This is a genomic window from Pseudonocardia sp. DSM 110487 (genome assembly GCF_019468565.1).
Lineage (GTDB): Bacteria > Actinomycetota > Actinomycetes > Mycobacteriales > Pseudonocardiaceae > Pseudonocardia.
The window spans coordinates 3,194,110-3,207,020 of record NZ_CP080521.1; the positions used below are offsets into that span (position 1 = coordinate 3,194,110).

The following is a 12,911-nucleotide window of genomic DNA, read 5'->3' on the forward strand; positions in this document are numbered from 1 at the left end:
AACTCGCTACCGCCCGCAGCACGTCATGTCGCGACCGGGAGGTCATGGTGATGGATTTCCGCGCGCTGGAGACGTTTCTGGTACTGGCCGAGGAGCTGCACTTCGGTCACGCCGCCGAGCGCTTGTTCCTCAGCAAGGCCCGGGTGAGCCAGATCATCCGCTCCCTGGAACAGGAGGTTGGTGCACCGCTGTTCGACCGCACCTCTCGGCGGGTGTGGCTGACGCCGGTTGGTGCACGTTTCCGCCAACGGGCGAGCCGGGGCATGGAGGAGCTGCGGGCCGGTATGCGGGAGGCGAAAGCTGCGACCCGGGAGGTGGGAGGACTCGTCCGGCTCGGGTATCTGCCCTCCATCGGTCCGGAGTTCGTGCAGCAGCTGGTTCGCGAATTCGAGGACCGGTATCCGCGCTGCCGGGCGTCGTTGTCCGTGGCCGCGCTGGGGGACTTCGATGCGCTGCAGGCGGGCCTCGTGGACGTGCTGCTGACCTGGCTCCCAGGTGGGCTGACGGCGCTGGGTTCGGACCGACTCGCGATCGGCCCGGTGCTCGCCATGGAAGGCCGGGCGGTGCTCGTCCCGTCAGATCATCTGCTGGCGCAGAAGGCGGCGGTGAGCTTGGACGACCTGGTCGAATACCCGCTGCTCACCGACACGTCGGTTCCGAACCCTTTCCGCGAGGCCTGGATACCGTCTGTGACCCGTACCGGGCGTCGGCTGCGGCACGTCGATCAGGCGAGACGCGGCGATGCGAGGGTTCGGTTGACGATGGTGCAGGACGCGATGATGGCCGTTGCGCGGGGCGAGTGTCTCCACCTGACCGTTGAATCGCTGCTCCGCCAGGTTCCTCAGGCCAATCTCGCGTTGGTGCCGATCACCGACATGCCGCCCTGCGCGATCGTTCCAGTGTGGCGGCGGGGGAACGAGACGGCGACGATCCGCGCATTCGTCGACAGCCTGCGATCGGAGACCCCGATCACCGTTCACTGACGCTTGACGGTTCGTGCAGCTATTGGTGATTGGAATCCCGCTCCGCGACGTCGAGACTCGATCACGCACGAAGCCGACCCGGCGCGGCTACTCCTGGAATCTCGTTGCAGCTACGGGTTCGTTGCCGTCGACCGCAACGAATCAGCGGAGGGATGGCATGGCCACCACCAGCAAGATCCTCATCACGGTCACGAACACGCGCGAGTACGAGAAGGTCGGCTATCGCACCGGCCTGTGGCTCGGCGAGCTGACACACTTCTACGACTGCGTCCACCAGCACGGGTACGAGGTGGACATCGCCAGCCCGAGCGGGGGTCACGTGCCGATCGACCCCGTCAGCATGGCCCCCGAGCACCTGGACGACTCGACGGGGCGGCGCTACCGCGACCGTGGTTTCATGAACCTCCTCACGGACACGATGAAGGCCACCGGCGTCACCGCCGAGGACTACGACGCCATCTACTTCGCCGGCGGGCACGGGACCATGTTCGACTTCCGCGGCGCAGCCCTCGGCGCGGTCACCGCGAAGTTCTACGAGTCCGGACGGATCGTCTCCGCTGTCTGCCACGGCCCCGCCGCACTGCTGGACGTCCGGCTCAGCACCGGTGCACCCCTGGTCGAGGGCAAGAACGTGACCGGGTTCTCCTGGCCGGAGGAGGAGATCGCGGAACGGGCCGATGCCGTGCCGTTCAGCCTGCAGGACGAGCTGAGAAACCACGGCGCGAACTACAGCACGGCACAAGAGCCTTTCGGCACGTACGTGGTCCAGGACGGGCGGCTCATCACGGGGCAGAACCCCGGCAGCGCGCGGGCCGTGGCGGAGGCGGTGGTCGTGCGCCTACGCGCGCAGTGATACCGGGAAGGGCAGCACGCGGTTCGGAACGTGGGTTCCGCAGGCCGCGTCCAGTGTGGAAGCGGGAGGAGAACCGATTCTGATGAATCGGCAGGAAGCGGTCGTGCGCTGGGCGGTGGCGCTGGCACCGTTCATGGCGTTCGCAGCCTTTCCGCTGCCCATTCCAGCGTTACCTGCGATCAGTGCTGACCTCGGGGTCGGCACGGCCGATCTGCAGTTGCTCATCAGCGGATATGCGTTGGGGCTGGGCGCCCTGCTGATCCCCTGCGGCGTCCTGGTCGACCGGTACGGGCCGGTCCGCGTATGGATCGCAGCGATGGCGGGGTTCGCTCTGTTCGGTGCGCTGGGCGCGGTGGCTCCCGGCGCGGAGTTGCTGGTCAGCACGCGGATCGGACAAGGAGCCGCCGGCGCAGGTCTCATGGCCAGCTCGCTGACTCTGGTGGCGACGGCGCTGCCGCGTTCCCACCGTGCCGGGGCGACGGCGCAGTGGGGTGCTGCGATCGGTGCTGGGCTGGTCGTCGGTCCACTGGCCGGTGGGTTGGCGCTGGAGTTCGGGCACTGGCGCCCGGCCTTACTCGGGTTGGCGATCGTCGCGCTGGGAGCGGCCGGGCTGGGCTTCTTCCTCCGGGCCGTCGGGGGAGGCGGCGGCTCGGCGCGGCTGGATGTCGTCGGCACGGCCACCCTGGCGGGCGGGATCGGTGCATTGATCTTCGCGATCAGCTCGGCCGGTACGAGTGACTGGGGCTCGCCCGGGGTGGTGCTGGGCTTGATCGCTGCCGTCGCACTGCTCGTCGGATTCGCGCTGGGCCAGCGTCGGAGCGTCGAGCCGATGATCGATGTCGTCGTACTGCGCCACCGGGAGTACGTGGGCGGCCTGGTCGCAGGGCTGGCCTTGGCGATGTCCGCGCTGTCCATGATGGTGGTGATCGGCCCGTACCTGCAGGTGGTCGTCGGCGCATCGGCCCTCGTCCTGGGGTTGTGGTTCCTGCCGTTCACCGGGCTGGCCTTCCTGGTGGCGCTCCTCGGAGCCCCGCTCGTCCGACGGCTCTCGCTGCGTTCCCGGTTGGTGGCCGGGCTGGGGTTGTCGGGCGCCGGGATGGCCGCGCTGCTGCCCATCGACGCGGGCTGGACGTGGCCGTTGCTGCTTCCCGGGATGGCACTGGTCGGCACCGGAGTCGGGCTGGCGAACCCGGCGTTGGGGCTCGCCGCGATCCGCTCCGTTCCGCCGCATCGCAGCGGGATGGCTGCTGGAGTGGCGAACACGGCGCGGCAGCTGGGGAACGCACTCGGAATCGTCGTGCTGGGCGCAGCTCTGCAGGCGGCCGCACTCCACACGGCGCGCGCGGACAGTGCCGGAGGGGAGGACGCGGCGGCCCACGTCCGCATCGCCGAGGGCGACCTGGCGGGCGCGCGGTCGCTCGGCAGCAGGGCCGGCGGCGACATCGTGCAGCTCTACCAGAGCGCGCAAACGGCGGGCGTCAGGGTGGCGCTACTGGTCGCGATCGCCATGGCCGTTGCCGGAGCCATCGGCACCGCGTGGCTCATGCGCCCAGCACCGGCCCGTCCTACGCGGGGTGACGCATCCGCGTCGGTGCGCGAAACCTGATCTGCCATCAGTGCCGTTCGGCCGAGCGAGGAGGCTTCGTGGATTGGTTCCGCACCGTGTCACTCTGGGCAGCAACGATCACGATCGGGCTGGTCGCGGGCGTGTTCGTGCTCTACGCGCACACGATCATGCCGGGATTGGCACGAACCGACGACCGGACCTTCGTCGCGGCGTTCCAGGAAATCGACCGAATGATCATCAACCCGTGGTTCATCGGCGGGTGCTTCTTCGGGGCCGTCGTCTGCACGGTCCTCGCGGTAGTGACGCAGGTCGGCCGGAGCGCCCTGCCGTGGATCGTGGCCGCGCTCGTCCTCTACCTCGTCACGGTTGGCATCACGCTCACCGTCAACGTGCCGCGGAACGACGCGATCAAGGCGGCCGGACTCCCTGAGAGCGCCACCGAGCTCGCGGCGATCCGGGCTCGCTTCGACGAGGTGGGCTGGAGAAGCTGGAACATCGTGCGGGTGATCGCCTCCACCTTCGCCTTCGGCCTGCTCTCGTGGGCGCTGGTGGTGCACGGCAGGTCGAGCGGCGCTGCGTTGCCGAACGGGTCTGCTCGGCGAAGGGCCGTTGGACCAGGGAGTTAGGGATGTTCCTCGAACGTCTCAGGCAGGAGGTTCCACATGCAGCAGCTCACCGGTGTCGCCAGCGGGGTGCCCTATGTCGCTCTGGCCCCCGAGCGTGAATCCGACCGCGGGACCCATGCCACGCCGCTGGTGGTGGTCTGGCACCTGGCCGACCCGCCGCGGACCGAGACCGCCATGGCGGCGGCGCTGCCGCTGGCCGGGCTGGAGGCATGGCGGGTGTACCTCGGGCTGCCCCTGCATGGCAGCCGCATGCCCGACGGTGGCCTGGACGCCTACTTCCAGCTCGGCTACGAGGACGCCGTGCTCAAGGTGTTCGACCCGGTCTGCCGGCAGGCGGTGGAGGAGTTCCCGCCGGCGCTCGCCGCCCTCCGCGACCAGCTGCCACTTGGCGACGGCCCGCTCGGACTGGTCGGCGGCTCCATCGGCGCGCTGGTCGCCTTGAGCGTGCTCGCCGAGATCGACTTGCCCGTGCGCGCGGTGGCTCTGGCCAGCCCTGCAATCAGGCTCGCCTCGGTGGTTGCGGCCAACGAGCGGCGGTTCAGCGTCACCTACCCCTGGACCGAGCGGTCCCGCGCGGCTGCCGATCGGCTGGACTTCGTCGCCCGTGCCGACCAGATCGCCCGACGTGACGCCGCCATGCAGTTGATCGTCGGCGCGCGGGACGACGAGGGCTTCCGGACCCCGGCCGAGCAGCTGTGGCAGGCGCTGTCCCGCCACACACCAGAGCGCACCGCCCTGACCACCATCCCGGAGATGGGTCACCTGCTTGCCGAGGAACCCGGGCTGGATCCCGCGCCCCAGACCCCCCACGCCAAACGGGTTGACGCCGAGATGGCCGGATGGTTCCAGCGCCACCTCACCAGCGCCAGGCCAGCCTCATGACCACTCCACCACCGGCCCCTCTTCTTGTTGTCTGCGTGCTGGGTCTCGATCTTCTCCAGCCCACGCGTGTCGGGCTCCAGGACACCACCTGGACGCCGCTCGCTACGGCCTGAGTTGTTCAGGACCCTCCAAGATCGGAAGCGCGACCTGAATGGATGTCCCCCGCTGTGGCGGGGTGGTCATCCTGATCTCCCCGCCGACCGCCCCGACGCGGTCCTCGAGGGTGATCAGCCCCGATCCCCGCTCGGGCCCGGCCCCACCGACGCCGTCGTGCTCGACTGAAATCCTCAGGAACCCGCCCGACGCGTCGGCGTCGACACGCACCACGGACGCGTTCGCCTGACCGGCGTTCACGAGGGCCTCCGACACGACGTAGTACGCGGCGACCTCGACCCGCTCCGGGACCCGGCGGTCGATGCGGACGCCGAGCTCGACCGGGACGGCGGAGCGGCGGGCGAGCACTTTGAGAGCGGCTTGGAGCCCACCCTCGGACAGGACCGCAGGGTGGATGCCGCGGGTCATCTCGCGGAGCTCGTCGATGATGCCGGCGAGGCTCACCTCCACCTCCGAGAGCTGGGACCGGAGCTCGGGTAGCGCCGGGGGCGCCGCCGCGGCGGCGGTGCGCAGCACGAGCGCGAGCGACACGAGTTTGTGCTGGATCCCGTCGTGCAGTTCCCGTTCGAGCGTGCGCCGCGCGTCGTCCGCGGCGGTGACAACACGCGCCCTCGACGCGGTGAGCTGGGCGCGGGCGTCCGCGTTCGACACGGCCGTCGCGATCAGGTCCGCGAGGTGGGCGAGGCGTTGCTCGGCATCGGCCGGCAGCCCCGTCCCCGCGGGAGGCTGCCCCATCGCGACGGCCACGCCCCACAGGCGGTCGCCGACGACGATCGGTGCGCCCACCGCGTCATCCCCGATCCGGGCTGGCCGGCCGGTTCGCCGTACCACCGCCGCCACGCCGTCATCCACGCTCCGGACGGAGGCGGTACCGAACGCCGCGACAACGGTCGTCGTGGCGTCGGCATCGAAGCGGATCACCAGGCCCACGTCGATGCGGAGGATCCGGGCGATCTCCTCGGCGGCGCGAGCCAGGATCTCGCTCGGTGCCACTCCCTTGGCCACGAGTGTCGCGAGCCGCCGCAATGCCGCCTGCTCCTCGAGGAGCTGCTCGAGGAGGTCCTGTTGTTCGGTCAGCACGTCGATCGTCCGGGCGATCTCGCTCACCTGGCGCCGGCTCTCCTCTCGCGAGGCATCGAGCAGGCGCACCATCCGCAACGTCATCGATCTCACGGCCGACCACCACAGCGCCATCGGCATCCCTCCGGGACCGGGACCCAGACTGGCTTCCCCTGGCTCCGGCCGGCAAGGACTTTGGTCCTCGGACCGTCCTGATCCGGCGCCGAAGCGGTTGACGGTGTGTGCGTGGCCGCCGCGGAGAGGCCGGCGGCGCTACCCTCCGGTCGTGGCCCTCTGTCTCGCCCAGGACGCCGACGCCGACGCGCTGCTCGACCGCGACCCACTTGCACTGCTGATCGGCATGCTGCTCGACCAGCAGTTCCCCATGGAGCGGGCGTTCGCGGGCCCCGGCCTGATCGCCCGGCGGCTCGGCGTCACCGAGCTCGACGCCCGCGAGCTCGCCACCTACGACCCCGAGGCGCTCGTCCAGATCTTCCGCGGCCCGCCCGCCGTGCACCGGTACCCGGGCTCGATGGCGGGGCGGGTGCAGGCGCTCGCCGCCGCGATCGTCGAACGGTACGACGGCGACGCGTCCCGGATCTGGAGCGACGTCGACGACGGGCGGGAGCTCTTCAGCAGGCTCTCCGCCCTCCCCGGCTTCGGTACCCAGAAGGCGCAGATCTTCACCGCGCTGCTGGGCAAGCAGCGTGGCATCACCCCGGCTGGCTGGCGGGAGGCAGCGGGCGGCTACGGCGAGGAGGGCGTCCACCGCTCGGTGGCCGACGTCGTCGACGCCGCGTCGCTCGTGCAGGTCCGGGAGTACAAGCAGGCCAAGAAGGCCGCAGCGAAGGCGGGGGGATAGTGCATCGGGTGTCCGCAGCCCGCCGAGACGCGCGGGTGATCGATCCCGACCAGGTGTGCGACGCCGCGGCCGTGCTGGCCGACGCCGCGCAGCTGCAGCACTCGGCCGCCGTGCTCGACGCGCTGGGCGACGTCAACCGGCTGAGCATCCTGCTCGCCCTGCACCACGCGGGCGACCTGTGCGTCTCCGATCTCGCGTTCGCCGTCGGGATGAGCGACAGCGCGGTGTCGCACGCGCTGCGGCTGCTGCGCGCGCACGGGATGGTCAGCGCCCACCGGCAGGGCAGGCTCGTCCGCTACCGGGTCACCGGCGAGCTCACCACGCGCCTCCTGGACGTGGTGTCCGAGGGTGTCGTCGGTGACGTGGTGCTGCACGCGCACGGGCGGGATCACCGCTAGAACGCCCGTCGGCGCGCAGCGCCGGCACTAGAACGATTGAATGACTGTTCAGGCTTGAAGGTGATCGCGGCGGCGGCTTAGGGTCCGCCGGTGCACATCGCCGAGGGGTACCTGCCGCCGTTGCACGCCTTGGCCTGGACGGCAGCGGCCGCCCCGTTCGTGGTGCACGGCGCGCGCGCCGTGGTCCGGCAGGTGCGCGAGGAGCCCGAGACCCGGCTGCTGCTCGGCGCGGCAGGCGCGTTCACGTTCGTGCTCTCGGCGTTGAAGCTCCCGTCCGTCACCGGTTCCAGCTCGCATCCGACCGGCACCGGTCTCGGCGCGATCCTGTTCCGGCCACCCGTGATGGCGGTGCTCGGCACGATCGTGCTGGCCTTCCAGGCGCTGCTGCTGGCCCACGGCGGGATCACCACGCTCGGGGCCAACGCCTTCTCGATGGCCGTGGTGGGGCCGTGGGTCGCCTACGGCGTATACGTGCTGGTCCGCCGCCTCGGTGGCGGGCTCTCGGTGGCGGTGTTCCTCGCAGCGGCGCTGGCCGACCTGTCCACCTACTGCACGACCGCCGTGCAACTCGCGCTCGCCCACCCGGACGCCACGTCCGGTGTGTCCGGGGCGCTCGCCGAGTTCCTCGCGATCTTCGCGGTGACGCAGCTCCCTCTCGCCGTCAGCGAGGGCCTGCTGACCGTGCTCGTCGTCCGCCTGCTCACCCGCGTCAGCCCGGCCGAGCTCGCCCGGCTCGGCATCCGCCCGGCCCGCCAGGAGGCATGAGTGTCGCGCTTCAGCCTGACCAACTGGCTGCTCGTACTCGGCGTCGTGGTGCTCGCGGCGGTTCCGGTGCTGTTCATCGGCAGTGACACCGAGTTCGGCGGCGCCGACGGCGTGGCCGTCGAGCGCATCGACGAGAGCGGCTACCAGCCGTGGTTCGCGCCGCTGTTCGAGCCGTCGGCGGAGACGGCATCGGGGCTGTTCGCGCTGCAGGCCGCGATCGGCGGGGCGGTGCTGGGCTACGTCTTCGGGGTGGCGCGCGGCCGTCGCCGGAACGTGGACCCGCCGGCCTGATGCCCACCCTGGACGAGGTGGCGTGCACCGGGCCGTGGCGCCACCGGCACCCGGGGGAGAAGGCCCTCCTCGCGTTCGGACTGCTCGGCTGCGCTGTCGCGTTGCCACCGTGGCCGGGTGCCCTCGTCGCCGGCACCGCGGCGCTGGCGCTGCTGCTCGGCCCTGCGGGGCTCGGGGCTCGCACGTTGCTGCGGGCCGCGCGGGGCCCGTTGGTGTTCGTCGTGGTGGGCGCGCTGCCGCTGCTGTTCTCGGTGGGCGGCCCGATGCTCGTGCGGCTCGATCCCGGTGGGGTGGGCGCCGCGCTCGCGCTGGCCGGGCGCGCCACGGCGGGCCTGCTGTGCGTGCTGCTGTTCGCGGCGACCACGCCGCTCGCCGACACGCTGCCCCGGCTGGCCCGCCTGGGGGTGCCCCCGGCGGTTGTCGACGTCGCCGGCCTGGTCTACCGGCTGCTCTTCCTGCTGCTCGACCGCATCGCCGCGGTACGCGCCGCGCAGGCGGGGCGGCTCGGGTTCCGCTCCTTCCGCACCGCGTTCCGGTCGGTGGCAGGGCAGGCAGGGGCGGTGTTCGTGAGCGCGTTCGACCGGGCACGGCGGATGGAACAGGGCCTCGCCCTGCGCGGCGACCCGGGCTCGTTGCGGGTGCAGCTGCCCCCGCAGCGGCTCTCGCGACGGTTCCTGGCGGCGACCGGCGTGCTGCTCGCGGCGGTCGTGACCTTGTCGCTGGTGCTCGCGTGACGCCCCCGGTGCTGGAGGCCCGCGGCCTGCACTTCGCCTACGAGCCCGGCCGTCCCGTCCTCACGGGTGCCGGCCTCGCGCTGCACGCGGGACGGCGCGTCGCCGTACTCGGGCCGAACGGCGGCGGCAAGACCACGCTCTTCCGGCTGCTCGCCGGGGCGCTCGCCCCGGACGCGGGCGAGGTGCTGCTCGACGGGGCGCCGGTGCGGCGCACCCGGGCCGGCCGGACGGCGCTGCGCACCCAGGTGCAGCTGGTGCTGCAGGATCCCGACGACCAACTCTTCGCCGCGACCGTTGCCCAGGACGTGTCGTTCGGGCCCGTCAACATGGGCCTTGACGAGGCCACGGTGCACGCGCGCGTCGACGCCGCCCTCGCCGCGCTCGATCTCACCGCCGTCGCGGACCGGCCCCCGCACCTGCTGTCGTTCGGGCAGAAGAAGCGGGTGGCGATCGCGGGCGCGGTCGCGATGGCGCCCCGGCTCCTCGTGCTCGACGAGCCGACCGCTGGCCTCGACCCCGCGGGCGTCGAGGCACTGCTCGGCACCCTCTCCGCGCTGGAGGCGGGCGGCACGACGCCGGTGCTCTCGACCCATGACGTCGACCTCGCGCACCGCTGGGCCGCCGACGTCGCCGTGGTCGTGGACGGGCGGGTGCGGACCGGCCCCGCGGACGTCGTGCTCGGCGACCCGGACCTGCTGCGGACCGCGCGGCTCGGGCCGGCATGGGCGCCCGCAGTGCACCGGCTGCTGCGCGCGGCGGGATCCGCCGCCCGCCCTCGCAGCGCCGCGGAGCTGCACGCCGTGCTCGACGAGCAGGTCGTGAAACCGGCACCCGGGTAGGGCAGACGTTGCGGCCCCCGAGTGGCACGATGGGGTGTCTACCGAGGGAGTGCATGCAGTCGTGGCAGATCCGCAGCGCCCAGCCGACCCGGTGCTCATCACCGACGCGGCCCGCTCCTACGAGGAGGATCTCGCCGTCCGGAAGCGGCGCTACAAGATCATGATGGGGATGCGGATCCCGTTCATGCTCCTCGCCGCGGCGTGCTACCAGATCCCGTGGCTCGCGGTCACCCTGCTCGTGGTGTCGATCCCGCTCCCATGGGTGGCCGTGCTCGTCGCCAACGACCGGTTGCCCAAGAAGACCGAGAAGACCAACCGCTACCGGCCTGACCGCCGCCAGATCGAGCAGCGCGAGCACCCGATCATCGACGGCTAGTACGGGTGCAGATGGTCGTTGTCCCCAGGATGGCACGGTTCAACCGCCGTTGAAGCGTCCTGCAGATACGGTCCACCCGTGACGGGAGAGGCCGATCTCGCGCGGGTCGCCGCGCTGCTCGCCGATCGGACGCGCGCCGCGATGCTGCTGGCGCTGCTCGGCGGCCGCCCGATGTCGGCGTCCGCGCTGGCCGACGCCGCGGGTGCGTCCGCTTCGCTCGCGAGCGCGCACCTGCGCAAGCTCGTCGACGGAGGGCTGCTGGTCGTCGAGCCCGCCGGAAGGCAGCGGATGTACCGGCTGGCGAACGCGGTGGCGGACGCGATCGAGGCGCTGCTGCTGCTCGCGCCACCGGACCGGGTGACGTCGCTGCGCGCGGCGGTCCGCGGGCAGAACCTGCGGCGGGCGCGGATGTGCTACGACCACCTGGCCGGCACCGTCGGCGTCACCCTCACCGAGGCGCTGGCCGGGAAGGGGGTCCTCGTCGAGCGCGACCACGGCTACGCCGTGACGGCGGCGGCCCCGGCCGTACTGGCCCGGATCGGCGTGCGGATCGAGCAGCTCGACCGCCTGCGCCGCCCGCTGGCCCGCCGCTGCATGGACTGGAGCGAACGCCGCCACCACCTGGCGGGCAGCCTCGGCGCCGCCGTCACGAGCCGGCTGATCGAGCTGGACTGGTTGCGGCTGCCCGAGGCGAGCCGGATCGTGCGCGTGACGGCGGAGGGGCAGCGGGGTCTCGGCGAGTGGCTGCAGGTGGACCTGGGCGGCACGTCCTGACGGCTCACCGCGGGCGCGCGCCCAGCCTGCTCACCGCCGCCGCGCCGGCGGCGCAGCCCGCTTCGAGGGCGGCCGCCGGGCCCGACCCGCCGAGCCATGCGACGAGCAGGCCCGCGTCGAAGGCGTCACCCGCACCCGTCGGGTCCACCACATCGGGGTGCGGAGGCACGGCGGTCCACGTCCCGTCCCGATCGGTCCAGCGCGCCGGGGCCGCGCCGTCCGTCGCCGCGACGGCCCCCACGACGTCGAGCACCCGGTCGACACCCCCGAGCGCCGCCAGCTCGTCGGCGTTGGGCAGCAGCAGGTCGACATCGCGCACGTCGTCGACGAACCCGGGCCCCAGCGCGGGCGCGACCTGCGGGTCGACCGACGTGGTCAGCCCGGCCGAGCGGGCCTGGGCGAGCGCCGCCCGCCCTGCCGTCCGCGACGCCGGGTCGAGCAGGACGTAGCCCGAGAGGTGCAGGTGGTCGGCCCCGCCGAACGAGGGCAGGTCGGCGGGCGCCAGCCGGGCTGCCGCGCCCCGGTCGGAGAGCATGGTGCGGTCGCCGTCGGCGAGCAGCACGACCACCGTGCAGGTCGGGTGGCCGGGATCGACGGTGAGGGCGGTGCGGACCCCGGCCGCATGCAGGTCGTCGGCGGCCGCGCGGCCCGCCGGGTCGTCGCCGACGCGCGCCACGAGCGTGACGTCCGCGCCGAGGTGGGCGAGCCACGCGGCGGTGTTCGCCCCAGCCCCACCCGCGCGCGTCCGGATCCGGGCGGGCACGTCCGCGCCGGCGACAGCGGGGGAGCGGGGTTCGACGATGACGTCGACCGCGATGTCGCCCACCACCACGACCCGCGGCGGCCTCACGAGCTGAGGGCGGCCGCCACCTGCGCGGCGAGCTCGGCGTTGGCCAGCACGAGGGCGAGGTTCGTTCTCAGGCTCGCGCCCCCGCTGCCGGTGTGGAAGTGCTCGAGCAGCACCGGCGTCACGTCCTTGCCGGTGACGCCGCGGGAGTGCAGCAGCGCGATTCCCTCGTCGAGCAGCCGATCGTGCAGCACGACGTCGAGCTCGGCGTCGGCCGGCACCGGTTGCGCGAGTACGGCGCCCGACGTCCCGCCCAGCGCTCGGTGCGCCAGCCAGACGGCGGCGGCCTGGGCGGGCGTGTCCACCCTCCACGGCACCGGGTGGCCGGAGTCGCGCCGGTAGAAGCCGGGGAAGGCGTCGGTGCGGTAGCCGAGCACCGGCACCGACTCGGTTTCGAGGACTTCGAGGGTGGCCGGCACGTCAAGGATCGACTTCACGCCCGAGCACACGACGAGCACCGGAGTCGCGGCGAGCGCGGCGAGGTCGGCGGACACGTCCCAGCTCTCCCGCGCGCCGCGGTGCACGCCACCCAGCCCGCCGGTCGCGAACACCCGCACGCCGGACGCGTGGGCCAGCGCGGCCGTGGCGGCCACCGTCGTGGCGCCGTCGCGGCGCAGGCCGACCGCGGCGCCGAGGTCGCGGGCCGACAGCTTCGCGAGCCCGCCCGCGCAGACGCGGTCCAGCTCAGCCGCGCTGAGCCCCACCCTGGCCACTCCGTCGAGGACGGCGACGGTCGCCGGGACGGCGCCGTGGGCGCGTACGGCCGCCTCGAGGTCCTCGGCGGCGGCCCGGTTCTGCGGCGCCGGCAGGCCATGGGCGAGCAGCGTGCTCTCCAGTGCGACGACCGGGCGGCCGCCTGCGACGGCGTCGGCGACCTCGGGTGAGGTCAGTAACGGATCAGGTGGGGAGACGGGAACGGACACGTGGGGCATCATGGACGA

16 protein-coding genes are annotated in these 12,911 nt (G+C 72.6%); 13 read left to right on the forward strand and 3 right to left on the reverse strand.

The genetic code is table 11. The features are described from left to right. Nucleotides 1-50 precede the first annotated feature (50 nt). From K1T35_RS14810 to K1T35_RS14830, 5 genes are all read left to right on the forward strand, one after another. On the forward strand, nucleotides 51-983 hold the full coding sequence (locus tag K1T35_RS14810) for a LysR family transcriptional regulator (RefSeq protein ID WP_220260739.1): 933 nt from the start codon (nucleotides 51-53) through the stop codon (nucleotides 981-983). A 157-nt stretch (nucleotides 984-1,140) separates the two neighbouring features. Then, nucleotides 1,141-1,836 carry a type 1 glutamine amidotransferase domain-containing protein gene (locus K1T35_RS14815; RefSeq protein ID WP_220260740.1) on the forward strand — a complete coding sequence of 232 codons (696 nt, stop codon included), beginning with the start codon at nucleotides 1,141-1,143 and terminating at the stop codon, nucleotides 1,834-1,836. A gap of 82 nt (nucleotides 1,837-1,918) precedes the next feature. Continuing rightward, nucleotides 1,919-3,442: an MFS transporter gene (locus K1T35_RS14820; protein ID WP_220260741.1), complete on the forward strand. Its 1,524-nt coding sequence runs from the start codon at nucleotides 1,919-1,921 to the stop codon at nucleotides 3,440-3,442. Nucleotides 3,443-3,480: 38 nt separating this feature from the next. After that, complete coding sequence (locus K1T35_RS14825) at nucleotides 3,481-4,029, forward strand: DUF1772 domain-containing protein (protein ID WP_220260742.1); 549 nt, start codon at nucleotides 3,481-3,483, stop codon at nucleotides 4,027-4,029. 36 nt (nucleotides 4,030-4,065) lie between these two features. Continuing rightward, a complete protein-coding gene (locus K1T35_RS14830) occupies nucleotides 4,066-4,911 on the forward strand; it encodes a S9 family peptidase (RefSeq protein ID WP_220260743.1) in 846 nt (281 codons plus the stop codon). Between the two features lie 102 nt (nucleotides 4,912-5,013). On the opposite strand, the gene K1T35_RS14835 is transcribed toward K1T35_RS14830, so the two are convergent. Beyond that, complete coding sequence (locus K1T35_RS14835) at nucleotides 5,014-6,189, reverse strand: GAF domain-containing sensor histidine kinase (RefSeq protein ID WP_255622590.1); 1,176 nt, start codon at nucleotides 6,187-6,189, stop codon at nucleotides 5,014-5,016. A 181-nt stretch (nucleotides 6,190-6,370) separates the two neighbouring features. On the opposite strand from K1T35_RS14835, the gene K1T35_RS14840 reads away from it, so the two are divergent. The 8 genes from K1T35_RS14840 (at nucleotide 6,371) to K1T35_RS14875 (ending at nucleotide 11,123) form a co-directional block, all read left to right on the forward strand. Then, nucleotides 6,371-6,946 carry an HhH-GPD-type base excision DNA repair protein gene (locus K1T35_RS14840; protein ID WP_220260745.1) on the forward strand — a complete coding sequence of 192 codons (576 nt, stop codon included), beginning with the start codon at nucleotides 6,371-6,373 and terminating at the stop codon, nucleotides 6,944-6,946. 8 nt (nucleotides 6,947-6,954) lie between these two features. After that, nucleotides 6,955-7,344, forward strand: coding sequence for a helix-turn-helix transcriptional regulator (locus K1T35_RS14845; protein WP_255621898.1), 390 nt, complete (start codon nucleotides 6,955-6,957; stop codon nucleotides 7,342-7,344). Nucleotides 7,345-7,434: 90 nt separating this feature from the next. Beyond that, a complete protein-coding gene (locus K1T35_RS14850) occupies nucleotides 7,435-8,109 on the forward strand; it encodes an energy-coupling factor ABC transporter permease (RefSeq protein WP_220260747.1) in 675 nt (224 codons plus the stop codon). Beyond that, complete coding sequence (locus K1T35_RS14855) at nucleotides 8,110-8,400, forward strand: energy-coupling factor ABC transporter substrate-binding protein (RefSeq protein ID WP_220260748.1); 291 nt, start codon at nucleotides 8,110-8,112, stop codon at nucleotides 8,398-8,400. It abuts the gene before it with no gap. Further along, nucleotides 8,400-9,134 (forward strand): cobalt ECF transporter T component CbiQ, encoded by a 735-nt coding sequence (cbiQ, locus tag K1T35_RS14860; protein ID WP_220260749.1) that lies wholly within the window; start codon nucleotides 8,400-8,402, stop codon nucleotides 9,132-9,134. The genes K1T35_RS14855 and cbiQ overlap by 1 nt, the downstream gene beginning before the upstream one ends. Then, on the forward strand, nucleotides 9,131-9,973 hold the full coding sequence (locus K1T35_RS14865) for an energy-coupling factor ABC transporter ATP-binding protein (RefSeq protein ID WP_255621899.1): 843 nt from the start codon (nucleotides 9,131-9,133) through the stop codon (nucleotides 9,971-9,973). The genes cbiQ and K1T35_RS14865 overlap by 4 nt, the downstream gene beginning before the upstream one ends. A 61-nt stretch (nucleotides 9,974-10,034) precedes the next feature. Further along, complete coding sequence (locus K1T35_RS14870; RefSeq protein ID WP_220260750.1) at nucleotides 10,035-10,349, forward strand: DUF3099 domain-containing protein; 315 nt, start codon at nucleotides 10,035-10,037, stop codon at nucleotides 10,347-10,349. Nucleotides 10,350-10,427: 78 nt separating this feature from the next. Continuing rightward, nucleotides 10,428-11,123, forward strand: coding sequence for a helix-turn-helix transcriptional regulator (locus K1T35_RS14875; RefSeq protein ID WP_220260751.1), 696 nt, complete (start codon nucleotides 10,428-10,430; stop codon nucleotides 11,121-11,123). Nucleotides 11,124-11,127: 4 nt separating this feature from the next. Here K1T35_RS14875 and K1T35_RS14880 read toward each other — a convergent pair whose 3' ends face one another. Continuing rightward, nucleotides 11,128-11,973, reverse strand: a complete 846-nt coding sequence (locus K1T35_RS14880) for a carbohydrate kinase family protein (protein ID WP_220260752.1) — start codon at nucleotides 11,971-11,973, stop codon at nucleotides 11,128-11,130. Continuing rightward, nucleotides 11,970-12,902: a pseudouridine-5'-phosphate glycosidase gene (locus tag K1T35_RS14885; RefSeq protein ID WP_255622591.1), complete on the reverse strand. Its 933-nt coding sequence runs from the start codon at nucleotides 12,900-12,902 to the stop codon at nucleotides 11,970-11,972. Before K1T35_RS14885 ends, K1T35_RS14880 begins: the two co-directional genes overlap by 4 nt. Nucleotides 12,903-12,911 lie beyond the last annotated feature (9 nt).

Bases quoted from the DNA above. Each gene is read 5' to 3' on its own strand.
- K1T35_RS14815 (WP_220260740.1), top strand. From the start codon at position 1,141: ATGGCCACCACCAGCAAGATCCTCATCACGGTCACGAACACGCGCGAG.
- K1T35_RS14810 (WP_220260739.1), top strand. From the start codon at position 51: ATGGATTTCCGCGCGCTGGAGACGTTTCTGGTACTGGCCGAGGAGCTG.
- cbiQ (WP_220260749.1), top strand. From the start codon at position 8,400: ATGCCCACCCTGGACGAGGTGGCGTGCACCGGGCCGTGGCGCCACCGG.
- K1T35_RS14830 (WP_220260743.1), top strand. From the start codon at position 4,066: ATGCAGCAGCTCACCGGTGTCGCCAGCGGGGTGCCCTATGTCGCTCTG.
- K1T35_RS14885 (WP_255622591.1), bottom strand. From the start codon at position 12,902: ATGCCCCACGTGTCCGTTCCCGTCTCCCCACCTGATCCGTTACTGACC.
- K1T35_RS14835 (WP_255622590.1), bottom strand. From the start codon at position 6,189: ATGACGTTGCGGATGGTGCGCCTGCTCGATGCCTCGCGAGAGGAGAGC.
- K1T35_RS14820 (WP_220260741.1), top strand. From the start codon at position 1,919: ATGAATCGGCAGGAAGCGGTCGTGCGCTGGGCGGTGGCGCTGGCACCG.